Consider the following 22,496-nt stretch of genomic DNA (forward strand, 5'->3'; position numbering starts at 1 on the left):
GAAGATATTCCATGCGTCCTGCCGCCTTCATCACAGGTATCACGGGGATGGCGGTGGTGGCCGGCCTGCTGCTGGCAGGGCAGGCAAAGCTTGGCGGCGGCACGGCCGGGGAAGAGATGGCGTCTGCAGAGGAGACGGCGACGGCAGCGGCGGATGCTGCTCCCAAAGCCGGCGAACGTGCGACAATCTCGGACGACCGTGCCGAAATGATCGCTCGCTCAGTGGAGCCTACGGCTCCGCCCTCCCCAGACCCAGGCGACAGCGGGGCACCCAAACCGGCCGATGTACCGCAACAAGCGGAGACGCCGGCCGGGGAAACGGCAAGTCCAGCCGCGAAAAAGGCGGTGGAGCTGGCGCGGCCGATGGTCGAAAATGCCGGCATTCTTTCCTTTGGCGAACGCCGGCTTCTGCTTGCCGGCATCGTGCCAACACCGACCGACAGGATATGCGGGCCGGCGGGTCGGCAATGGCCCTGCGGCATGATGGCGAAGACGGCGCTGCGCCTGCTGTTGCGCAACCGCAGCGTCAGCTGCGATCTCGAGACGGTAGAATGGAAGGAAACAGTAACGACTGCCTGCCGGCTCGGCACGGAGGATCTCGGCTTATGGCTCGCCGAAAACGGCTGGGCGGAACCGGCGGCCGGTTCGCCGCTTGCGGCTGCCGCCGAAAAGGCCAGGCAGGCAGGAAAAGGCCTCTACGGCGATGATCCGCGCCGCAAATAAACCGGCAGCCACGACAGCGGCCTGACAGCCCGGATCGGGCCGATCCCTTGTAATGGCTGTCGCCAATTCCTAATCTCGGCTGATCGAAAAAGGAATCAGAGATGAACAAGCCGCTTTCCGCCCATGACGCGCTGATCTACGTGATGGTGATGGCCTCCGCCGTCGACAGCACGATGAACGACAGGGAGATGACAAGGATCGGCCAATTGATCGGATTCCTGCCGGTTTTCCGGGATTTCGACGACGACAAGCTGATTGCGGTGGCGCGCGACTGCGCCTCGCTGCTGGCCGGGCCGGAAGGCCTCGACGTCGTTCTCGAAACCGTACGCGACACCCTGCCCGCAAAGCTCTACGACACGGCCTATGCGCTGGCTGTCGAGGTGGCATCCGCCGATCTCTCGGTCAAGGCGGAGGAGTTGCGGCTGCTCAGCCTGCTGCGCGACCGGCTCGGCCTCGACAAGCTCACCTGCGCGGCGATCGAGCGCAGTGCGATTGCCCGCTTCCGCAAGGGCTGAATGCGCGCAATTTGGACTGCGGCTTCAATAAAGCCCGTAGGGGAAATACCGCAGATAGATTTCCTGAAGACGGCCGTTGCGTGACAGCGTGGCGAGCGCGTGATCGATGGCGGATGTCAGGACGCTGTCCTTCTGCCGCAGCATGATCGTCATGCCCTCGCCGAGGAAATGCTCGGAAAGATAGGGGCCGTCGAACAGCGCGCAGCATTTGGCCGAGGCCGGCGAAGAGACCCAGAAGGAAAGCTGTAGCGCATCGGCAAAGGCGGCGTCGACCTTGCGGTCCTTGAGCGCCGCAAGCAGGGCGTCCTTCGTGTCGAACGGCTCGGCCTTGAGCGTGGGGAAAAAGGCGGCCAGCATCGCCTCATGCACCGTCCCCCTGACGACACCGACCGGGTGGCTGGAAAGGGCGGCAGCAGTCTTTCCATCGAGCGGCACGGCGAGATTGCGCACGAAGCGCGCCGGCAGCATCAGATAGGGCCTGGAGAAGAGGAATTGCCGGCGCAGCTCCGGGGTCACGGCAAAACCGGCGATGACGGCATCCCCCTGGGAGGCGGCGAGCGCATCCCTGAGGTCGGCGAAGGGGATCGCCTGGATCTGGCACTTGTCTGAAATCTCCAACTCGCTGCAGATTTCGCGGGCGAGGTCGACATTGAAACCGGAAAGCTTGCCGTTCTGATCAGTGAAATTGAAGGGCGGGAAATCGACCGACGTCAGGAAGCGCAGGCGCACCAGCGAGGAGAGATCGGGCCTTGCAAGACGCTCGCGCGCATCGAAGAGTAGCGGCAGCGAGGGCGCCGCCTGCTGGGCAGATGCGGCAAAACTTGAAAAAAGCGCGCCGAGAAACAGACCGAGTGCGAAAAAACCCTTCAGAGTCAGGGATGCCAGCTTGGATTGCATCATCGTGATTGTGGTCTCAGGGTTAAGCGCGAAGCGTGCGGCGTCGGCAAGGTGTATCAGAGTCATGCGGGACGGGGAATATGCGTGGGAGTGAGAATGGCTTCGGTTTCAGACGTGAAGGGGAGGTGCCGCAACGTCTCGATTCCCTCTTCTCCCCTCGGGGAGAAGAGATTTGGGGCACCGTCTCGATTCCTCTTCTCCACGTCGGGGATCCGGAAGACCGATCGAGATAAGTGGTTCGACCCCTGTAAGGTTAGGGTGAGGGGGCAGCCACCGGCGCGGACCGGCCACCATGGCAACGCACCTGGACGACAAGTCAGCCCCTAAAAATCACAGCCAACCGCCGCATCGCGTTAGCGTGGAATTAAAGATTATCGCCTTTTATTTGTTGCGACGACATCGGACCCCGCCAGCCGATCGCATGATGCAGGCGTCAGCCCAAACGTAATCCCTAAACCGCGATATTGAAGCAGCGTTTTCTGCAACAATTGATTTCATCAGCACCGGGCGCGCGAGCACGCCCCGTCAATCGGGTGACATTTCCATGCTGAAACATCTGAAAATCCGCACAAAAATCATATCGGTCGTGGCGCTGCTCGGGCTGATCACGATGGCCGGGTTGATCTATGTCATTTCCGAGTTCCGCCGTGCGGACGCCGCCTACAGCGCCTTCATCGACCATGAGGCGCAGGCCTCGATGCTGAGCGCACGCGCCAGCGCATCGGTGGTGGCCTCGGTGCTGCAGGTAAGCCTGCTTGCCGACATGAAGCCCGATACGCCCGAATTCCAGACGGCGCTCGCCACACCGAGCAAGCTGCCGCAGGCGCGTGACCGGATGAAGCAGGCGCTGGCGCTGGTGCCCAGCCGCAAGCCGGCGATCGATGAAATTCAGGCGGGCATCGATGAGATCGAAACGCTGGCGACCAAGATCATCGAACAGAGCAAAGCCAAGGACGGCGCCGGCGCCCAGGCGAATGTTGCCCTGATCAATGGCAAGCTCGATGCACTGACGCCGAAGATGATCGCCAACAATGATGCGATGATGGCGATGCTCAACGATGGCGGCGACGCGCTCTCGGCTTCCGTCAACGAACGGATCGTCTTCTGTCTCGTTCTGATCGGCATCGCCGTTCTCGCTGCCGTCGGCTTCAGCGTGGTCGTGGCCCAGATAGGCATCGCCGGCCCGATGATGGAGCTGCGCCAGCGCATGACGCGGCTTGCCGAGGGCGATACGACAAGCGATGTCAGCGGCCTCGACCGCGGCGACGAAGTCGGCCAGATGGCAAAGGCCGTTTCGGTCTTCCGCGACAATGCGATCGAGCGCGCCCGGATCGAAGCGCGTGCCGAAGCAGACCGCGACGTCAGCGACAGCGAGCGCCGCGACCGCGAGGCGCAGAAGGCCCGCGAAGCATCCGAACTCGACCGCGCCGTCACCGCACTCGGCGACGGCCTGCGCCGCCTTGCCGCCGGCGATCTCGCCTCGCATATCGCCGAGCCCTTCGTCGCGCATCTCGATGCGTTGCGTGAGGATTTCAACAACTCGGTCGAGAAGCTCAACGAAACCATGCATACGGTCGGCGCCAATGCCCGGGCGATCGGCGCAGGCGCCAACGAGATTCGTTCCTCCGCGGACCAGCTTTCCCAGCGGACGGAACAGCAATCGGCCTCCGTCGAAGAAACGGCAGCAGCGCTGGAAGAGATCACCACGACAGTGCGCGACGCCGCCAAGCGGGCGGAGGAGGCGAGCCAGCTTGTTGCCCGTACCCGCCTCGGCGCCGAAAAATCCGGCGAGGTCGTCCGCAAGGCCGTCTCCGCAATGCAGCAGATCGAGAAGTCCTCGGGTGAAATCTCCAACATCATCGGCGTCATCGACGACATCGCCTTCCAGACCAATCTTTTGGCGCTGAATGCAGGCGTCGAAGCCGCCCGCGCCGGCGATGCCGGCAAGGGCTTTGCCGTCGTCGCGCAAGAAGTGCGCGAACTCGCCCAGCGCTCGGCGAAGGCCGCCAAGGAGATCAAGGCGCTGATCAGCACCTCCGGCTCGCATGTGCAGACCGGCGTCTCGCTGGTCGGCGAAACCGGCAAGGCGCTCGACGCGATCGTCCAGGAGGTGCAGGAGATCAACCAGCACGTCCACGCAATCGCCGAAGCCTCCCGCGAACAGTCGATCGGCCTGCAGGAGATCAACACCGCCGTCAACACCATGGACCAGGGCACGCAGCAGAATGCGGCGATGGTCGAGGAATCCACCGCCGCCAGCCATAACCTGGCAACCGAAGCGGCAGCTCTCAACAATCTGCTCAGCCAATTCAGGCTGACCGGCACCGGCGGCTTCACCACGAGTGCACCAATCGCCACGGCAGCACCACGCGCCGCCGCCCGCCCGGCCGTCAGGGCAGCCCCGATCCGCGTTGCCAAGGAAGGGACCGCCCGCCCGGCCACCTCACCGGCCCGCGCGCTCGGCCAGAAGATCGCCAACGCCTTCGGCGCCGGCGGCAGCACATCGCCGAGCCAGGATCCCGACTGGACGGAATTCTGAGCCGGTCAAGACAGGCATTGGCAGGGGCGGCTGCGGCCGCCCTTTCTATTTGGGGACCTAACCCGGCCGCCAGCCGATCTCGACGAGGATGTTTCCGGGCGCCGTGCAATAGCATAGCCAGCCGCCGCGCAAGGTGTTTCGGCTACGGATGGGTCACACGCCTGGAGGAGCCAGATCTTCGCCCTAATATCAATAAGTGGATGTCGCGTCCGGTCGCTCGATCACGACGTCCCCGGGGATGTTTCTCAAAGGATTGAAGAGCGGCATGAGCATTCGTGTCGTGAGCCCTATTCGGCGAGGCGTAGAGTGATACTATTCACGGCATTGGGAGGGATGGACATGAAACCTGCAGTCATCGGCCTCGTCGGCACGCTCGTTCTCGCGGGATGCAACACCGTCAGCTACGGCGGACCGGGCCTCGAACCCATCCCCGGCAGCATCACCTATAGTGGCCAGCCGCGCACCAAACTCACCAAATCGCCGCCCGGCTCCAGCTTCCCACATGATTTCGTCGACCAGTACGGCCGGCAGGTGGAGGAAACCTACATCATCCAGCCAGACCGAAGCCTGATCATCGCGCACCGCCAATACAAGCCGATCCGGTTCTTCGGGGATTAGATTTTGGAGATGGACGTGTGAAGAAAAGCGGTATTTTGTGACATCGAGTATAGCCTGCCCGAGCCGGACTAACCCGTCAGGGCCAGCCAATCACCGATCGTTTTTCCGTAACGCCGCGCGGAGCGGATGGCCGGAGCCGGCCGCTGTTGGGTTGCCACCGTCCTTCGGATTTCACGCGGGCTCAGCCCGAATTCGTGGATGAAGGCGCGCGTAAAATTGGCGGCGACCTCGAAACCGGCGGCTTCTGCAATTTCTGAAATCGGCCTGTGGTCGGCCGAATTGCTGAGATCCGCATAGGCCTGCAGCAATCGCCGCTTGCGAATATAATTGAGCACGCCTCCGCTCGCCTCAAACAGTTGGTAAAGCCGCGTACGCGAAATCCCCAACGCGCGGCACATCATGTCCGGTGTCAAGTTTTCCGAATGGAGATTGACGTGAATGTAGCGGTGCGCCCGCTCCATCAGTCCCATGTTGGTCTGGTTTTGGCTGGTGTCAGTCCTTGTGGACGATGCGGCGCCCGCAACGACCATATCGCCGATGGTTTGGATGATCCGGGGCACTTCCTCTATCGTCAGATTGCCGAGGTTCGTTTCGAGACCCGTGAGATAGCCCATGAGCAACTCGGCGTGGCTGCCCGAAAGAACCGTGTTGCCGGCGCTCTGGAGAAGGCTCGCGTCGCGGGCCAGCAGCTCATACGGCAGGAACACGAGCAAAGCTTCGGTATCGGTCGTCCGTCCGCGATAGGGGCTACCGAGAGACATGAAAAGTATCTCACCGGCACCGGTCTCGGTGACACGACGGTTGACCTCGGTCCAGGCTTGGCCGCTGCGCTGCAGGCCGACGTTCCAATGGTCGATGGGGCTCGATCGAAGCATGGCCTGATCGCGGATATATCTGTGGGCATGCGCGCGCTGCTGGACGATGAGGATATCGCCGAGATGCCAGCCGATCTGCTCCGCGAGGAACCCGTCTTCCGGTGATTTTCCCTCCGGCAGATGAACATCCACGAGCGGCGCCATATGTGCCCGCCAGGCCTGGAATTGTTCTGCCGGTGGCAGGTCCTGCGTCGAGAATCGCAGCGGCACGAGTGCAGGGGAGGCATGGGGTGGGCGTTCCTTGCGCAGGGCCGGTTCGCGCGGCCAGCGCCGCCGCTCCATATGCGCCGGCCGTTCCTGTTCCGCGGCAGGATCATCGTCGGATTCAGACCCTGTAGCCATCCAATTCCTCCAGCGCATAACCCGACCCGAGCCATGGAAATTGAGAAAAGCAATTGTTTTTGCGGCTGAAATCTCCGCAGAACTCCGTCTGAAAAAGCGGAAGTGCCCGAAGAGTCTCCTCCATAAGTTGTTTATCATATTCCTTTTCGCTCTGAAATGTACGGAGCGATAATTTCCAGGACGTGAGGATAACGACAACTGCCTCCTTTAGCTGTATCTAAATAAACATCGGTACTTTCCAAAAGAAAACCGGACGAATAAAATATTCGCATGATCGAACGACTTAGTTTCGCGGGATAGCGAAGTAAATATCGAAGATCACATAGCAAAATCTGAAAATACGGGAGGTAGTCTTGAATTATCTTGGCAAGATTCGTGCGCGCTCTGTTCAAATTTCGGCTCGTGATGCAAATCATCTATCCGTAACGCCTCTTTCTGCCAAGAGAGTTCTTGTCACCGGCGGTGCAGGTTTCCTCGGATCACATCTGTGCGAGACGCTTTTGGCCGCCGGACACCAGGTGATCTGCCTCGACAATTTTTCCACCGGCATGCGGCGCAATATCGCCCATCTGAAGCGAGTCGATCGCTTCAATGTCGTCGCCCATGATATCGTCCACCCGCTCGATCTGGAAGTCGACGAGATCTATAACCTCGCCTGCCCGGCATCGCCCCCGCATTATCAGGCCGATCCGATCCATACGACAAAGACCTGCGTGCTGGGCTCCCTCAACCTTCTGGAGCTGGCCGCACGCACCGGCGCACGCATACTTCAGGCATCGACCTCCGAAGTCTACGGCGACCCGAACGTCCACCCGCAAGTCGAAAGCTACTGGGGCAACGTCAATTCGTTCGGGCCGCGCTCCTGCTATGACGAGGGCAAGCGGTGCGCCGAGACGCTGTTCTTCGACTTCCACAACACGCACGGCGTCGAGATCAAGATCATCCGCATCTTCAACACCTACGGCCCGCGGATGCGTCCGGACGACGGCCGTGTCGTCTCGAATTTCATCGTTCAGGCCCTGACGGGGCAAGACATCACGATATATGGCGACGGCTCCCAGACCCGCTCGTTCTGTTTCGTCGATGATCTCATCGGCGGCATGGTCCGCATGATGGCCTCGCCGTCGTCGCTGACGGGACCTGTCAATCTCGGCAATCCGGGCGAATTCACGATCCGGGAGCTGGCCGAGCAGGTGATCGGATTGACCGGCTCCCGGTCGCAAATCATCCATCGCGCTCTGCCGGTTGACGATCCCCGTCAGCGTCGCCCCGATATTTCGCTTGCCATGCAGGAACTCGACTGGCGGCCGAACATCGACTTGTCGAGCGGCCTGCGTCAGACGATCGACTATTTCGATGGCCTTCTCACCCGTCCGGCACGCGAACTGGAGGCGGTCTGATGGATGCACCCCGGGTCCTTGTCACGGGCGGTGCCGGCTATATCGGCAGCCACACCGCCAAGCTCCTCCGCTCGGAGGGGATTGAGCCTGTCGTCTACGACAATCTCACGACCGGAAACCGTTCGTCGGTGCGCTGGGGCCCTTTCGTCGAAGGTGACGTCCTCGACACGTCATGCCTGATCGAGGTCATCGAGAAATATGCTCCTGATGCCGTCATCCACTTTGCCGCCTCGGCCTACGTGGGCGAGTCCGTGCAGAACCCAGCGAAATATTACAACAACAATGTCTGCGGTGCATTGTCGCTTATCGATGCCTGCCGGCAGACGGGGCTTCAGAACGTCATCTTCTCATCGAGTTGTGCCGTCTACGGCGTCCCCTCCGTGCTGCCGATCGATGAGACGTTGCCGAAGGCTCCGATCAATCCCTACGGCAAGACCAAGCTGATCTTCGAGCATATGCTCGCCGATTATGCGGCGGCCTACGGCCTGCGGTATGTTGCCCTGCGTTACTTCAATGCCTGTGGAGCCGATCCGGACGGCGAGCTTGGCGAATGGCACGTTCCGGAAACCCATCTCATTCCGCGGGCGCTGCTGGCCGCGGCCGGCCGGATACCGCACCTGGAAATATTCGGCGATGATTATGACACCCCTGACGGGACCTGCATAAGGGACTATATTCACGTCGCAGATCTCGCGCGCGCCCATGTTCAGGCCTTCACCCATCTCGCCAAAGGCGGAGCAAACCTCGCTGTCAACCTCGGCACCGGGCGGGGTTTTTCCATCAGGGAAGTCCTGCGCGTGATCCAGGAAACGACCGGGTGCGAAGTCCCGGTCGTCATCCATCCACGCCGGCCGGGCGATCCGCCCAGCCTCTACGCCGACGCCAGCCTGGCCCGCGAGACGCTCTGCTTCCAGCCTCGATATTCCGACCTCGAAACCATCGTGCGAACGGCGGCTCCGTTCTTCGGACTGGAGGCGCGCGCGTGACCGAACTTGCGATTACCCAAGCGACGCATGCTCCGGACCCCTCTCACGAGCCGCTTCTTGTCCCGGTTCTGACTGGATATCGGCGGGCCGAATATCTGTTCTCGGCGGCCGTATGGGCCTGCGCCTTCGCCTATTTCTGGATCTGGTGGCTGGAGCCGCGCCATCACGTCGATGCTTTCGGCACGATTACGGTGAGCCTCGTTCTTGCCTGGGTTACCGCTCTGCCGGCCTATTTCATCGTCGTCTTTTATCGGGCGGCAAGACCGAACGGTCCCTTGCGCCTGCCGGCGGGCAGTCGAGTGGCCATGGTCGTGACCAAGGCGCCGGCGGAACCCTTCTCGGTCGTCAGTGAAACCCTGCTGGCAATGCTTGCCCAGGAGGTGGAACACGACACCTGGCTTGCCGACGAAGACCCTTCCCCCGAGACTCTTAACTGGTGCTCCGGGCACGGGGTCCTCGTCTCGACCCGCAAGGGGCGATCCGATTATCATCGGACGTCGTGGCCCCGACGCACGCGGTGCAAGGAAGGCAATCTCGCCTTCTTCTACGACCACTACGGCTACAGCCGCTACGATTTCGTGGCGCAACTCGATGCGGATCATGTTCCCGCGCCCGACTATCTCTTCCACATGCTGCGTCCGTTCGCCGATCCAAAGGTCGGCTATGTCTCGGCCCCCAGCATTTGCGACAAGAACGCTTCCGAAAGCTGGTCGGCACGTGGAAGGCTCTATGCCGAGGCCAGCATGCATGGCTCGCTCCAAGCCGGTTACAATGGCGGCCTGGCGCCGATGTGCATAGGGTCGCATTACGCGGTGCGTACCGTCGCCCTCAAGCAGATCGGCGGCCTCGGTCCGGAGTTGGCTGAAGACCATTCGACGACATTGATGATGAATGCCGGCGGCTGGCGGGGTGTGCATGCGCTGGATGCCATCGCCCATGGTGACGGCCCGAGAACCTTCAGCGACCTCGTGACGCAGGAATTCCAGTGGTCGCGCAGCCTGGTCATGGTGCTGTTGCGGTACTCGCCGAGCCTCGTCGGCCGGCTGCCGCCCCGGCTCAAGTTCCAGTTCCTCTTTTCGCAACTCTGGTATCCGCTTTTTGCGTTCTTTATGTTGCTCATGTTTGCGCTGCCGATCATCGCGCTCGTGCGCGGCCAGAACTTCGTGACGGTGACCTATCCCGATTTCCTGGCGCATTTCGCACCGCTTTCTATCGCTCTCGTGGTCATGGCTTATCGCTGGCGCGCCAGCAGCTCTTTCCGCCCCTACGACGCCAAGATCCTGAGCTGGGAATGCATGCTCTTTCTCTTCGCGCGCTGGCCCTGGGCGCTCGCTGGCACGCTGGCTGCGGTGCACGATTTTGTGACAGGCTCCTTCGTCGATTTCCGCGTCACGCCGAAAGGGCGGTCCGAAGTCGATCTGCTGCCGGTGCGTGTCCTGGCGCCCTACGCTTTGCTGGCGCTCATGGCGGTATTGCCCGCCCTGGCAATCGACGATGCCGGCGCTTCCAAGGGGGGGTACTTCTTTACCGTCCTGAACGCGGCGATCTACTGCGCGCTGCTGTTGGTCATCGTCGGGCGCCATTCGAAGGAAAATACGGTTGCGGCGGCCCCGCGTTTCTACCGTCCGGCGATGGCGACCGTACTTCTTGCGCTCGTCGCGTTGCCGGGGGCTGCAACCATCATGCGCGGAAAGGATGCGACCGAGGCACTCGCCTGGGGCAGCGGCCGCCTTCAGCTGTTCGAAGAGCGCTACGCCGCCTCCGGTGCAGGCCGGGGCGGGACCGCCCTGCGCACGATCTTCTTCAAACCACGATGGATTTCCGATCCGGAGGAAATCCAACTGAGAACGGATGCCGCTCACCCGGATGTGCGGCCAAGCGTGGAGGAAATACACAATGCATAGCCCATCCAAAATAGCCCTGTTGTCGTTAACCGGCCTGTTGCTGTCGGGAGTCGCGGTCCTGCCGACCGCTCTGGGCAGCTTTGCCGAAGGGCAGCCGCTTGCAATGACGACCTCGTCCATTGCGCCGCCGAGCAAAATGCCGGTCGTCACGAAGGAGTCGATCACGTTCGGCGCCTATGATCCGCACGGAGATTTAGGCGCCTCGCCCGATTCGAAGATCGAACACCTCTTCCTGCCCTGGGAAGATGTCGATCTGCGCACGCTCGCCCTCGCCGACGATTATGCGCAAGCGCGTGGCCGCACCCTGCTGATCTCGGTCGAGCCCTGGACCTGGTCGACCGGTTGGCGCCAAACCTCGCAGGAACTGCTGCACAGCATCCTGGACGGTTCGCGCGATGCGAACATGGCCGCCGTCTGCTCGACTGCTGCCAAGCTGAAAAGTCCGGTCATCATTCGCTGGGGACAGGAAATGGACGAAACCGACAGCCAGTTCTCCTGGTCGCATTGGCAGGGCGCCGATTATGCCAAGGCGTATCGCCGGATGGTGGAGGTCTGCAAGGTCCACCTGAAGACGGGCAAATATATGTGGTCACCGAAGGGCAATGAGGGGCTTCAAGCCTTTTATCCCGGCAACGATGTCGTCGATCTCATCGGGCTCTCGGTCTTTGGCCTGGAGCAATACGACAGAGACAAGACTGGCCGTGACCAGACGTTTGCCGAGCACCTTGCGCCCGGATACGCCCGTGTCGCCGGTTACGGAAAGCCCATCATGGTTGCCGAACTCGGATACGAAGGCGGCGATTCCTTCGTGCGAAACTGGGCTGAGAGCGTAACGAAACGCTATCCCCAGTTCCCGGCCCTGAGCGCCGTTATCTACTTCAACGACCGTGAAGTCTATCCGTGGCCGGACGGCTATGGCCGCCCCGACTGGCGGGTCGTCCGCCAAAGCATCAATTGAACAAGAAGGAACCTGAACATGTCCATGCTTCAAAAAATGCTCCTGGCCGCGGCCCTGACCAGCGGTATCGCCACGGCCGCGTCCGCTGCCGGAACCAATGAGCCTGCGGGGATCGAGACCGCAAAGCCGATGAGCAGCGCGGAAATCTATCGGCTCTACAACCAGAATTCCTGGATGTGGAAAGCCGGCGCCGGCCACTTCTCCGCAAAGGCGCGTCGCTTTACCGCCTGGTCACGGGAAAGTGGCTCGCCGTCCTTCGGCATGGGTCGCTGGTTCATCACGGAGTCGGGTAAACTCTGCTTCAACGCCGCCTGGCACGCCAGGACCGGAACGGCGACGGCAATCACCTGCTTCAGCCACCGCAAGAAGGGCGGCCTGATCTATCAGAAACGCGAACCGGACGGTGAATGGTACGTTTTCAAGAGCGCACCGGCACAAGCCACCGACGAATTCGCAAAGCTTCGCCACGGCGACTACGTGAGGTCTCAATTGGGGAGAATTGAGACGAGCGTCAGTAAGACCAAATAAAGGCGAAGCTAGGGGTTGCGCGCGGCCGAGGCGCCATCTGTGTCCTTGTAGGAGCCGATGCCTGCGCGCAACCCTTTTCATAAAAGATCACGAAGCGCCTTCAAAAGGCGGCGAACGAACGGCTGGGGCAGCTGGAGCGGGTGAAGGGAATCGAACCCTCGTATTCAGCTTGGGAAGCTGCTGCTCTACCATTGAGCTACACCCGCGATGAGCTGAGATTTCCAACAGATGGGGGCGGCTGTCAAGTCGCGCCAGATGTAACGCCTCAGATGCGGAAGTGTTTCGAGAGTTTCAGGCCCTGGGCCTGGTAGTTGGAGCCGAGGCCGGAGCCGTAGAGGCTGGCGGGCTTTTCCTGCATGTGTTCGTAAACGAGGCGGCCGACGATCTGGCCGTCTTCGAGGATGAAGGGCACTTCGTGGCTGCGCACTTCGAGCACGGCCCGGCTGCCGCGCCCGCCGGCAGGGGCATGGCCGAAGCCCGGATCGAAGAAGCCGGCATAATGGACGCGGAATTCGCCGACCAGCGGATCGAAGGGCGTCATTTCGGCGGCATAATCCGGCGGCACGTGCACCGCCTCGCGCGAGACGAGGATATAGAACTCATCGGGATCGAGGATCAGCTCGTTGCGGCCGCGGCTATAAAGCGGTTCCCAGAAATCATAGATATCGTGCTGGGCCTTCTTGTCGACATCGACGACGGCGGTGTGATGTTTGCCGCGATAGCCGATCAGGCCTTCCTTGTCTCCGGCGAGGTCGATCGACAGCGCGATGCCGCCGCCGGAAACGTTGGGCAGCTTGCTGGCGACCAGCGTCTCGCTCTCATGCAGCTTCAGAAGCTCCGGCTCGCCGAGCAGGGCCTGGCCGACGCGGAAACGGATCTGCGACAGGCGGGAGCCGCGGCGCACGACGATCGGGAACGTGCGCGGGCTGATTTCGAGATAGAGCGGGCCGGAATAGCCTGATGGAATCTTGTCGAATTCCTGGGCGTAATCGGTGATGACGCGGGTGAAGATGTCGAGGCGCCCGGTCGAGCTCTTCGGATTGGCCGAGGCCGACATGTCGGCCGGCAGCGCGAGGCTTTCCATCAGCGGCACGATGTAGACGCAGCCGGTTTCGAGCACCGCCCCCTCGGAGAGGTCGATCACATGCAGGCTCAGCCGGTCGAGCTTGTCGGACACCAGATGCGAGGGGCCGGGCATGAAGCTCGCACGCACACGAAACGCCTTGGCGCCCAAGCGCAGGTCGAGGCTTGCCGGCTGGATCTGGTCGCGGTCCAGCTCCCGTTCGGAGATCAGACGCTCCGTTTCGAACAGCGCGGAGATCGCGCGATCCGCCAGAATTCCTGTTTCGCGAGCCATCATGCCTCATCCATCATTTGCCGCCGACAAAACCAAACTCGGGGAATTGACGCAAGCAGCTAACAGCAGTATTGCAGAATTATCCCGTGGTGATTTGGCCGGTCGGCTTGCAGCCACGTTAAACAAGTGGCTAAAAAGACCGGGTTGAAACCGGTCTGCTTTTGCGACCGGTTTTTTTGTTATGTGAAGGTGATGGCATGAGCAAGACCTGGCGCCCGGCAACCCAACTCGTCCACGGCGGCACGCTGCGTTCGCAATATGGCGAGACGTCCGAGGCAATCTATCTCACCCAAGGCTTCGTCTATGAGACGTCGGAGGCGGCCGAAGCCCGCTTCAAGGGTGAGACGGAGGGCTTCATCTACGCCCGCTATGGCAGCCCCACCAACGACATGTTCGAAAAGCGCATGTGCATGCTCGAAGGCGCCGAAGACGCCCGCGCCACCGCTTCCGGCATGGCCGCCGTCACCGCGGCGATCCTCTGCCAGCTGAAATCAGGCGATCATATCGTCGCGGCGCGTGCCCTCTTCGGCTCCTGCCGCTGGGTCGTCGAGACGCTGGCGCCGAAATACGGCATCGACTGCACCCTGATCGACGGTCGGGATCTTGCGAACTGGGAAAAGGCGATCACGGCGAAGACCAAGGTGTTCTTCCTGGAAAGCCCGACAAACCCGACGCTCGAAGTGATCGATATCGCAGGCGTCGCCAAGCTCGCCAACCAGATCGGCGCCAAGGTCGTCGTCGACAACGTCTTTGCGACACCGCTCTTCCAGAAGCCCTTGGAGCTCGGCGCCCATATCGTCGTTTATTCCGCTACCAAGCATATCGACGGCCAGGGCCGCTGCCTCGGCGGCGTCGTGCTTTCCGACAAGGAATGGATAGACGAGAACCTGCACGATTATTTCCGCCATACCGGCCCGGCAATGTCGCCGTTCAATGCCTGGACGCTGTTGAAGGGCATCGAGACGCTGCCGCTGCGTGTGCGCCAGCAGACCGAGAATGCCGCAAAGATCGCCGATTTCCTGGCCGAGCAGGGCAAGGTCGCCAAGGTGATTTATCCCGGCCGCAAGGACCACCCGCAGGCCGATATCATCGCCAAGCAGATGACCGGCGGCTCGACGCTGGTCGCCTTCGAGCTGAAGGGCGGCAAGGATGCGGCCTTCGCACTGCAGAACGCGCTCGAGATCATCAAGATCTCCAACAATCTCGGCGACAGCAAGAGCCTGATCACCCACCCGGCAACGACGACGCACAAGAACCTGACGGAAGAGGCCCGCGCCGAACTCGGCATCTCGCCTGGTACGGTCCGCCTTTCGGCCGGCATCGAAGATACCGACGACCTGATCGAGGATTTCGCGCGGGCGCTTGCCAAGGTTTCGGCCTGATCGACAGTCATAACGGCCGGGCCCGCCCGGGTTCGGCCGGACCTCAGCCGCACCAGCCGCGGAACAAGTTCGCCCGCCGCGGCGTTCCGAAACAGAATTAACACTGACAATTAGGCTTAACGATCGAAACCCCTTCGGATCACAGCCATTTCAGCGATGATAATTGTTCCGTTTCTTGACGGACAGGGCCTCTTATAAGATACGGGTAACATATCTTGACTAAGGTGCAAGGCATGTATCGCGCCCTCACAAGAGAGATCGAAGTAGTCGTCGAGCCGTTCTATCTGGAGGAGCAATCCGATCCGGAAGACGATCGCTATGTCTGGGGTTACCGGATTGTCATCAGCAACAATTCCAACATAGCCGTTCGGCTGGTCAATCGTTACTGGAACATCACCGACCAGAACGGCCAGGTGGACGAGGTGACCGGCCCCGGCGTCGTCGGCGAGCAGCCGCGGCTCAGCCCCGGCGACACCTACGAATATTCCTCCGGCTGCCCGCTCGACACGCCCTCAGGGCTGATGTTCGGCCATTACCAGATGGAAACGGACGATGGAGAGATGTTCGATGTCGACATCCCCGCCTTCTCGCTGGATTCGCCTGGGCTGCTGCGCGTGCTCAATTGAGAGCGTAGGTTCGCGGTCGTTTCGTCAGTGCAAACACGGCGCGTGGATGCGGCCGGCTGCAGCCTTCCAGTCAGTACCAACATGGACGCCGTACCCTCGGTCGTAGATCTTCGGGCTTGCCCAGTCATCAATCTACTAAAGGTCAAAAGGATCCGACGCCTGGGTGCCTGGCTTTGCTTCGAACGGATCTTTTGATTGTGGCGGCGGCGGATGTTTTGCGACCGCATCGTTTACCGCCTTTTGGCAGGCGAGCAACTCATCCGCTGCCCTGGCGGAATCTTTCAAACCGAGGGCAACAATCTGCTTTCCTCTAAAGCTGGCGCGGAAACTCAGTTTACCAGCGAACTCCTCAATCAAGTCGGGATCCTTGAAATCAATCCATAATGATTTGAAGCCAGGGAGATCCAGACCTCTCGCATCAGCCGTCCGTTTAGACTGGTCGAACGAGAGTTCGATGGGATAATGCTTACCTTTCTCCAAGGATTTCCAGTTTGGATTTCCGAGCAGAATGTACAGAGGGTTGTCCTTTTTGCGGAAGTTGAAGCCAAGACGAAAAATGCTGTCGTCATCAAAGGAAGTCAGAACAAAACAGCCATTGTCTCAAGTCGGGTCGACAGCCACGCTCCAGCCGCCGACTTCTTTCCATGGGATTGTCTCGTTATCAGCCAAGCTCATTCGTGGCATCGCAGCTATGAGCGCGAGTACAAAAAACATAAGTCGCATCAACGCCCCATCCCGCTTCTTAGGCCAGAACCAATGAAGCAGAATAGGTGCACAGTGACTACGCAAAGTCGAGTCACCGTGCTGCATCATCGCTAATCTTTTATTGTTCGCTGTGCGCGTCCTTAACCGCGCCTATTCGGCCGGCTGAAGCTCGGCCGGCTCGAAGCGGTAGGTGGTCGAGCAGAATTCGCAGGTGACGGCGATTTCGCCGTTTTCCTGGCTGGCCTCGATCTCCTCGGCCGAAAAGCCCTTCAGCACGCCCTTGATCTTGTCGCGCGAGCAGCTGCAGCGATCGAAGACGGCGCGCGGTTCGTAGACGCGCACGCCGCGCTCGTGGAACAGGCGGAACAGCAGCCGCTCGGTGCCGACAAGCGGATCGGTGAGCTCGTCGGCGTCGATGGTCTCGACCAGCGAACGCGCTTCGACCCAGGCGTCGTCGTCGCCATGCGGGCGGCTGCCGGTGTCGCCGTCGCCACCGTGCAGATCCGGCTGGCGCATGCGCTCCGGCGCTTCCGGCAGGAACTGGGCGACGAGGCCGCCGGCCCGCCAGCGATGGCGCGGCTTGCCGGCATCGTCACGGTCGAAAAGTTCGGCCGCGGCAAGGCGGACACGCGTCGGGATCTGCTCCGACTGGCGGAAATAGACGCCGGCAATTTCTTCCAGCGTGGTGCCGTCGAGCGGAACGATGCCCTGGTAGGGCTGGCTGAACTTGCCCTGGTCGATGGTGAAGGCGAGCACGCCCTTGCCGAGCAATTGCTCCGGCTCGGTTTCACTCGCCTCGATTGCCTTGTTGAGCAGCGCCTGATCGAAACGGGCATAAGCGCGGACATTTTCCGGCGTCGAAAAATCGGCGACGAGAAGATCGACCGGGCCGTCACCCTTGGTCTGCACCGTGAACTTGCCGTCGAACTTCAGCGAGGTGCCGAGCAGCACCGTCAGCACGACGACTTCGGCAAGCAGCCGGGCAACGGGTGCGGGATAATGATGGCGCTCTAGGATCGCATCGAGCATCGGGCCGAGCTGGACGGCGCGACCACGCACATCCAGCCCCTCCACCTGGAAAGGGACGACATGGTCATCGCCGGCGAAATCGAACTGGCCGAGGGCGGCTGCAGCTTCTGCCATGGCTTTCACTCCTAGTTTCAGAGCGATGGGCCAGCGTGCCCTTCGCTCGCGCGGTCGCGAGATCTTTCACTCTCGACGTCCGCTTATGGTTCAGATCGCGCCCAGGCACCAAGCAAGAATCGACTTCTGCGCATGAAGGCGGTTTTCCGCTTCATCGAAGACTACGGATTGCGGACCGTCGATCACTTCGTCCGTCACTTCCTCACCGCGATGCGCGGGCAGGCAATGCATGAACAATGCATCATTGCCGGCTTTCGCCATCAAGGCCGCGTTGACCTGATAAGGCTGGAAGACATTGTGACCCCGGGCCCGATGTTCCTGATTCATGGAGACCCAGGTATCGGTCACCACGCAATCGACGCCGGCGACCGCACGGTCGGCATCATGGCAAAGCATGATTTCGGCGCCCTCATTGCGGGCCCAGTTCAGATAGTGATCCTTCGGCTCGGAGCCAAGGGGCACGGCCATGTTCATGCGGTAGCCGAAACGCGCGGCACCCTCGACCAGCGAATGCAGCACATTATTGCCGTCGCCGGTCCAGGCGATGGTCTTGCCCTTGATCGGGCCGCGATGCTCTTCGAAGGTCATGATATCGGCCATGATCTGGCAGGGATGGGTGTCATCCGTCAGCGCATTGATCACAGGCACGGTTGCATGCTGAGCAAGCTCCAGCAGCCGCGAATGCTCGGTGGTGCGGATCATGATCGCATCGACATAGCGCGACAGCACCTTGGCGGTGTCGCCGATCGTCTCGGCGCGGCCGAGCTGCATCTCGGTACCGGACAGGAACAGCGTTTCGCCGCCGAGCTGGCGCATGCCGACGTCGAAGGAGACACGGGTGCGCGTCGACGGCTTCTCGAAGATCATCGCCAGCATCTTGCCGGCGAGCGGCTTGTCGCCCTTGCCTGCCTTGAAGGCCTGCTTGCGGGCGAGCGCATCGTTCATGATCGTTCTGAGATCGGCGGATGTGACCGCCGAAAGATCGAGGAAGTGTTTAGGGCTCATATCGTCTTCTTACCTGTGCTGCGCCCGAAGGCGGCAATTTCTTCAAGCCGTCTTCTTGACCTTGGAAGCGCGGATGCTCTCGGCGGCGCGCTCGATGCGGACGAGACCCTCGCGGGCTTCCTCGGCGGTGACCACGAGCGGCGGAAGAAGGCGGATGACATTGTCGCCGGCGGGTACGCCGAGCAGATGGGCGGCGCGGATCGCCTGCAGCAGCTCGGCTGAGGGAACGGCAGCCTTGATGCCGAGCAAAAGGCCCTCGCCCCTTATATCCTCTATCACATCAGGATAACGATCCTTCAGCGAGGCGAGGCCCTGGCGGAAGACAAGTGCTACGTCGCGCACCTGCTGCAGGAAGCCATCGGCGAGGATGATGTCGAGTACGGCACTGCCGACGGCCATGGCAAGCGGATTGCCGCCATAGGTCGAGCCATGCGTGCCGGCCTTCATGCCGGAGGCGGCCTCTGACGTGGCAAGGCAGGCGCCGAGCGGGAAACCGCCGCCGATGCCCTTGGCGACAGCCATGATGTCGGGGGTGACGCCCGACCATTCATGAGCGAAGAGCTTGCCGGTGCGGCCGACGCCGGTCTGGACCTCGTCGAGGATCAACAGCAGGCCGTTCTCGTCGCAGAGCTGGCGAAGCGCCTTCATGAACTCGCTGGTGGCAGGACGGACGCCACCCTCGCCCTGCACCGGCTCGATGAGAATTCCGGCCGTGGCATCGGTAATCGCGGCGCGGACCGCTTCGATATCGCCGAAAGCCACCTGATCGAAACCCGGCGCCTTGGGGCCGAAGCCTTCGAGATATTTTTCCTGGCCGCCGGCAGCGATCGTCGCAAGCGTCCGTCCGTGGAAGGCGCCTTCGAAGGTGATGATATGGAAGCGCTCGGGATGGCCCTTGGAAAACTGATAGCGGCGCGCCGTCTTGATCGCGCATTCGAGCGCCTCGGCGCCTGAATTGGTGAAGAACACCTTGTCGGCGAAGGTGGCGTCCGTCAGCCGTTTTGCCAGATGCTCCTGGCCGGGAATCTCATAGATGTTCGACAGGTGCCAGACCTTGTCGGCCTGCTCCTTCAGTGCGCCCACGACATGCGGATTGCTGTGGCCGACGGAGGTGACGGCGACGCCGGCGCCGAAATCGAGATATCGCTCGCCGGTTTCGGTGATCAGCCATACGCCCTCGCCTCGCTCGAACCGCAGCGGGGCACGAGAATAGGTGTCATAAAGCGGCGTGGCTTCAGCCATTGCGCGATCTCCATCAAAGTTGCCGGGCAATGACTCCGGCTAAGGAAACCAGGCCCGAGAAATTAAAAATGCCGCCTTGCGGCGGCCACTGGCACTATTTCCTTTTCGCGCTGCAATGTCAACAAAACTGCGCCCTTAGCCTATGCAGCAAGGGTGTACAGCGGCATTTTCAGTCTTCAACAGGCATTATTGCAGAAATGACACGCAGGGGCAGCAAGTTGGGGAAAACTACGAATTCGATTCATCCGGATTCATGCGACTCTTGTCACGGAGTCAGCCTCACACTAGGTTAAAGATCAATTACTAGACTGCATGCGGCGGAACTAGTCACCAAAATTGATCAAGCGTTTCTTGTTTCGGAACTCCCGGGACAACGGTGAGGGATTCTGCCATCACCAACGCAAAAGGTGGAGACAGGGCATGAACTGGACAGACGAGCGGGTCGAGAAACTCAAGAAGCTTTGGGCCGAAGGACTGAGCGCCAGCCAGATCGCGGCACAACTTGGCGGGGTCAGCAGAAACGCGGTCATCGGCAAAGTGCACCGGCTGTGCCTTCCCGGCCGAGCCAAGGCCGGCGGCACCAACACCGCGGCGCGAACGCCGAAGCGCAACACATCGGCGCCGCGCGCACCGAACTACGCCTCCCGGATCACCACCCGCACCGTTACCCGCCAGCAGGGCGCGACGATGCTGAAGGAAGAGATCGAGATCGAAACGATCGAGGAAATGGAATACGTGCCGAGAGGCAATGTGGTGGTGCCGATTTCGCGCCGCCTCGGCCTGACGGAACTGACCGAGCGCACCTGCAAGTGGCCGGTCGGCGATCCGCTGAAGGACGACTTCCACTTCTGCGGCTGCGAGTCCCCCGACAATTCACCCTATTGCAGCTATCACCAGAAGCTCGCCTACCAGCCGGTCAACGAACGCCGCCGGGCAGCAGCGCGGGCTAGCTGAAGGGCGGGCCGGCCATCGTTAGAATGCAGAAACGGGCCGAGTGGCCCGTTTTTTTATGCGCGGATGGAAGTGCTCAGGCTTCCCTCCGTCATGCTCGGCCTTGTGCCGAGCATCTGATCACCCCAATTACTTGAGGGAAAAACCTTTGTTTTCGAATGCTTAATTTGGCGTGCGCAGATCCTCGGCACAAGGCCGAGGATGACGTCGCGGGTTTTGCCAGGGCTTTGTCAGCAGGTTCAGATGGAAGCCCTCAGGCTTCCATTGAATAACCGGCGCCGCGGACGGTGCGGATGACGTCCTGCATGTTGGAAAAATTCAGCGCCTTGCGCAGGCGGCCGACATGGACGTCGACGGTGCGCTCGTCGACATAGATATCGTGGCCCCAGACGCCGTCGAGAAGCTGCGAGCGGGAGAAGACCCGGCCCGGCGACGACATCAGGAATTCCAGCAGGCGGAATTCAGTGGGGCCGAGGCGGACTTCGCGGGTCTTGCGATGGACGCGATGGGTCTCGCGGTCGAGCTCGATGTCACCGCATTTCAGCACCGTCGACAGCACCTCGGGACGGGCGCGGCGGAGCATCGCCTTGACGCGGGCAACGAGCTCGGGGGTCGAGAAGGGCTTGACGACATAATCGTCGGCGCCCGTCGACAATCCGCGGACGCGCTCGCTTTCCTCGCCGCGCGCCGTCAGCATGATGATCGGCAGACGCTCGGTTTCCGGCCGCATGCGCAGGCGCCGGCAGAGCTCGATGCCGGAGACGCCCGGCAGCATCCAATCGAGGATGAGAAGATCGGGCGTGCGCTCCTGAAGCCTCATTTCGGCTTCGTCGCCACGAAGGATGGTATCGACCTCGAAGCCTTCCGCTTCGAGATTGTAGCGAAGAAGCACGCTGAGGGCTTCCTCATCTTCAACAACTGCAACTCTCGGGATCATGCGTGTTGGTCTCCTCGCGCATGATCCTTAAACCAGGGGTGATTTAAGCAATGCATCCTGCGCAAATTCAGAAATTGGCTGCGACCTCTTTGCGCGCCCGGACGGGCGCGCACGCAATTGACTGGTGCGGGCGTTATTCGGTGACCGCGCCGACGGTGTTGGCGCTGTCGTCCTTCGGACGATCGCCTTCCGGCTGCGCGCCTGTCGCCATGTAATAGATCGTCTCGGCGATGTTGGTGGCATGGTCGCCGATGCGCTCGATGTTCTTGGCGCAGAAGAGAAGATGCGTGCAGCTGGTGATGTTGCGCGGATCTTCCATCATATAGGTCAGGAGTTCGCGGAACAGCGATGTGTACATCGCGTCGATCTCGTTGTCGCGTTCACGGATCGCATTCGCCTTGTCGGCTGAACGATTGGTGTAGACGTCGAGCACTTCCTTGAGCTGGACGAGCGCCAGCTCGGACAGATGCTCGAGGCCGCGGGCGAGCTTGCGGGGAACGCCGGTGCTCTGCACGGCGATGACGCGCTTGGCCGTGTTCTTGCCGAGGTCGCCGACGCGTTCGAGATCGGCGGCGATGCGGATCGAACCCATGATTTCACGCAGGTCCGAGGCCATCGGCTGACGGCGGGCGATCGTGACGATCGCCTTGTCGCCGATTTCGCGTTCGGCGTGATCGAGGATCACATCGTCCGAGATGACCTTCTGCGCCAGCGCGGTATCGCCGTTGACCAGCGCCCGCACGGATTCGCTGACCATCTGCTCGGCCAACCCGCCCATTTCGGAAATCCGCCTGGACAGGAACTTCAAATCATCATCATAGGCAGAAAAAATATGTGTCGATGCCATGGGGCTTTATCCTCGAA

General features: G+C 61.3%; 20 protein-coding genes, 1 tRNA gene, 2 pseudogenes and 1 riboswitch. Of the genes and pseudogenes, 12 read left to right on the top strand and 11 right to left on the bottom strand.

Annotated features, from left to right (window positions below; all coding sequences use genetic code 11):
* The first annotated feature begins 11 nt into the window (after window positions 1-11).
* Together G9X64_RS21460 and G9X64_RS21465 are read left to right on the top strand one after the other, a co-directional pair.
* On the top strand, window positions 12-722 hold the full coding sequence (locus tag G9X64_RS21460) for a thermonuclease family protein (RefSeq protein ID WP_168312364.1): 711 nt from the start codon (window positions 12-14) through the stop codon (window positions 720-722).
* Window positions 723-823: 101 nt separating this feature from the next.
* The gene (locus tag G9X64_RS21465) at window positions 824-1,237 is read left to right on the top strand and encodes a tellurite resistance TerB family protein (protein ID WP_003545221.1); all 414 of its coding nucleotides are present in this window, start codon (window positions 824-826) and stop codon (window positions 1,235-1,237) included.
* Window positions 1,238-1,261: 24 nt separating this feature from the next.
* Here the strand turns inward: G9X64_RS21465 and G9X64_RS21470 are convergent, their stop codons facing one another.
* Window positions 1,262-2,137, bottom strand: coding sequence for a transporter substrate-binding domain-containing protein (locus G9X64_RS21470; RefSeq protein ID WP_168312365.1), 876 nt, complete (start codon window positions 2,135-2,137; stop codon window positions 1,262-1,264).
* A gap of 541 nt (window positions 2,138-2,678) precedes the next feature.
* Here G9X64_RS21470 and G9X64_RS21475 point away from each other — a divergent pair.
* Window positions 2,679-4,673 (top strand): methyl-accepting chemotaxis protein, encoded by a 1,995-nt coding sequence (locus tag G9X64_RS21475; RefSeq protein ID WP_168312366.1) that lies wholly within the window; start codon window positions 2,679-2,681, stop codon window positions 4,671-4,673.
* A 57-nt stretch (window positions 4,674-4,730) separates the two neighbouring features.
* Here G9X64_RS21475 and G9X64_RS21480 read toward each other — a convergent pair.
* Window positions 4,731-4,805, bottom strand: a pseudogene (locus G9X64_RS21480) (VOC family protein); the annotation flags it as partial.
* A gap of 207 nt (window positions 4,806-5,012) precedes the next feature.
* On the opposite strand from G9X64_RS21480, the gene G9X64_RS21485 reads away from it, so the two are divergent.
* Window positions 5,013-5,291 (top strand): hypothetical protein, encoded by a 279-nt coding sequence (locus G9X64_RS21485; RefSeq protein ID WP_168312367.1) that lies wholly within the window; start codon window positions 5,013-5,015, stop codon window positions 5,289-5,291.
* Window positions 5,292-5,359: 68 nt separating this feature from the next.
* Here G9X64_RS21485 and G9X64_RS21490 read toward each other — a convergent pair whose 3' ends face one another.
* The gene (locus tag G9X64_RS21490; RefSeq protein ID WP_168312387.1) at window positions 5,360-6,508 is read right to left on the bottom strand and encodes a helix-turn-helix domain-containing protein; all 1,149 of its coding nucleotides are present in this window, start codon (window positions 6,506-6,508) and stop codon (window positions 5,360-5,362) included.
* A gap of 353 nt (window positions 6,509-6,861) precedes the next feature.
* Between G9X64_RS21490 and G9X64_RS21495 the strand changes: the two genes are divergently transcribed.
* From G9X64_RS21495 to G9X64_RS21515, 5 genes are read left to right on the top strand one after another with little or no spacing between them, the layout of a single operon-like run.
* Window positions 6,862-7,908 carry a UDP-glucuronic acid decarboxylase family protein gene (locus G9X64_RS21495; protein WP_168312368.1) on the top strand — a complete coding sequence of 349 codons (1,047 nt, stop codon included), beginning with the start codon at window positions 6,862-6,864 and terminating at the stop codon, window positions 7,906-7,908.
* On the top strand, window positions 7,908-8,894 hold the full coding sequence (galE, locus tag G9X64_RS21500; RefSeq protein WP_138332420.1) for a UDP-glucose 4-epimerase GalE: 987 nt from the start codon (window positions 7,908-7,910) through the stop codon (window positions 8,892-8,894). Before G9X64_RS21495 ends, galE begins: the two co-directional genes overlap by 1 nt.
* Window positions 8,891-10,798, top strand: a complete 1,908-nt coding sequence (locus tag G9X64_RS21505; protein WP_171377364.1) for a glycosyltransferase family 2 protein — start codon at window positions 8,891-8,893, stop codon at window positions 10,796-10,798. The genes galE and G9X64_RS21505 overlap by 4 nt, the downstream gene beginning before the upstream one ends.
* 19 nt (window positions 10,799-10,817) lie before the next feature.
* Window positions 10,818-11,756, top strand: a complete 939-nt coding sequence (locus tag G9X64_RS21510; RefSeq protein ID WP_168312388.1) for a glycoside hydrolase family 26 protein — start codon at window positions 10,818-10,820, stop codon at window positions 11,754-11,756.
* A gap of 18 nt (window positions 11,757-11,774) precedes the next feature.
* Entirely contained in the window at window positions 11,775-12,284 is a 510-nt protein-coding gene (locus G9X64_RS21515; RefSeq protein ID WP_168312370.1) for a DUF995 domain-containing protein, read from the top strand.
* A 132-nt stretch (window positions 12,285-12,416) separates the two neighbouring features.
* On the opposite strand, the gene G9X64_RS21520 is transcribed toward G9X64_RS21515, so the two are convergent.
* Together G9X64_RS21520 and G9X64_RS21525 are read right to left on the bottom strand one after the other, a co-directional pair.
* Window positions 12,417-12,490, bottom strand: a tRNA-Gly gene (locus tag G9X64_RS21520).
* A gap of 59 nt (window positions 12,491-12,549) precedes the next feature.
* Window positions 12,550-13,644: a 2'-deoxycytidine 5'-triphosphate deaminase gene (locus tag G9X64_RS21525; RefSeq protein WP_026230871.1), complete on the bottom strand. Its 1,095-nt coding sequence runs from the start codon at window positions 13,642-13,644 to the stop codon at window positions 12,550-12,552.
* A gap of 73 nt (window positions 13,645-13,717) precedes the next feature.
* A riboswitch (SAM riboswitch) is annotated at window positions 13,718-13,796 on the top strand.
* 42 nt (window positions 13,797-13,838) lie between these two features.
* On the opposite strand from G9X64_RS21525, the gene G9X64_RS21530 reads away from it, so the two are divergent.
* Window positions 13,839-15,023 carry an O-succinylhomoserine sulfhydrylase gene (locus tag G9X64_RS21530; RefSeq protein ID WP_164578783.1) on the top strand — a complete coding sequence of 395 codons (1,185 nt, stop codon included), beginning with the start codon at window positions 13,839-13,841 and terminating at the stop codon, window positions 15,021-15,023.
* Between the two features lie 233 nt (window positions 15,024-15,256).
* Window positions 15,257-15,649: a Co2+/Mg2+ efflux facilitator ApaG/CorD gene (gene apaG / locus G9X64_RS21535; protein ID WP_025393038.1), complete on the top strand. Its 393-nt coding sequence runs from the start codon at window positions 15,257-15,259 to the stop codon at window positions 15,647-15,649.
* A 135-nt stretch (window positions 15,650-15,784) separates the two neighbouring features.
* On the opposite strand, the pseudogene G9X64_RS21540 reads toward apaG, so the two are convergent.
* The 4 genes and pseudogenes from G9X64_RS21540 to G9X64_RS21555 all read right to left on the bottom strand — a co-directional run bounded on the left by G9X64_RS21540 (window position 15,785) and on the right by G9X64_RS21555 (window position 19,744).
* A pseudogene (locus G9X64_RS21540) lies at window positions 15,785-16,372 on the bottom strand (hypothetical protein).
* A 132-nt stretch (window positions 16,373-16,504) separates the two neighbouring features.
* Window positions 16,505-17,497 (bottom strand): Hsp33 family molecular chaperone, encoded by a 993-nt coding sequence (locus tag G9X64_RS21545; protein WP_168312371.1) that lies wholly within the window; start codon window positions 17,495-17,497, stop codon window positions 16,505-16,507.
* A 90-nt stretch (window positions 17,498-17,587) separates the two neighbouring features.
* Window positions 17,588-18,502 carry an ornithine carbamoyltransferase gene (gene argF / locus G9X64_RS21550; protein ID WP_168312372.1) on the bottom strand — a complete coding sequence of 305 codons (915 nt, stop codon included), beginning with the start codon at window positions 18,500-18,502 and terminating at the stop codon, window positions 17,588-17,590.
* Window positions 18,503-18,544: 42 nt separating this feature from the next.
* Entirely contained in the window at window positions 18,545-19,744 is a 1,200-nt protein-coding gene (locus tag G9X64_RS21555; RefSeq protein ID WP_168312373.1) for an aspartate aminotransferase family protein, read from the bottom strand.
* Window positions 19,745-20,164: 420 nt separating this feature from the next.
* On the opposite strand from G9X64_RS21555, the gene G9X64_RS21560 reads away from it, so the two are divergent.
* Entirely contained in the window at window positions 20,165-20,698 is a 534-nt protein-coding gene (locus G9X64_RS21560) for a GcrA family cell cycle regulator (protein WP_011650336.1), read from the top strand.
* A gap of 250 nt (window positions 20,699-20,948) precedes the next feature.
* Here the strand turns inward: G9X64_RS21560 and phoB are convergent, their stop codons facing one another.
* Window positions 20,949-21,632, bottom strand: a complete 684-nt coding sequence (gene phoB, locus G9X64_RS21565; protein ID WP_003545181.1) for a phosphate regulon transcriptional regulator PhoB — start codon at window positions 21,630-21,632, stop codon at window positions 20,949-20,951.
* A gap of 133 nt (window positions 21,633-21,765) precedes the next feature.
* Window positions 21,766-22,479, bottom strand: coding sequence for a phosphate signaling complex protein PhoU (gene phoU / locus G9X64_RS21570; RefSeq protein ID WP_168312374.1), 714 nt, complete (start codon window positions 22,477-22,479; stop codon window positions 21,766-21,768).
* Window positions 22,480-22,496 lie beyond the last annotated feature (17 nt).

Origin of the sequence: Rhizobium sophorae, assembly GCF_013087515.1 — a bacterium.
Lineage (GTDB): Bacteria > Pseudomonadota > Alphaproteobacteria > Rhizobiales > Rhizobiaceae > Rhizobium > Rhizobium sophorae.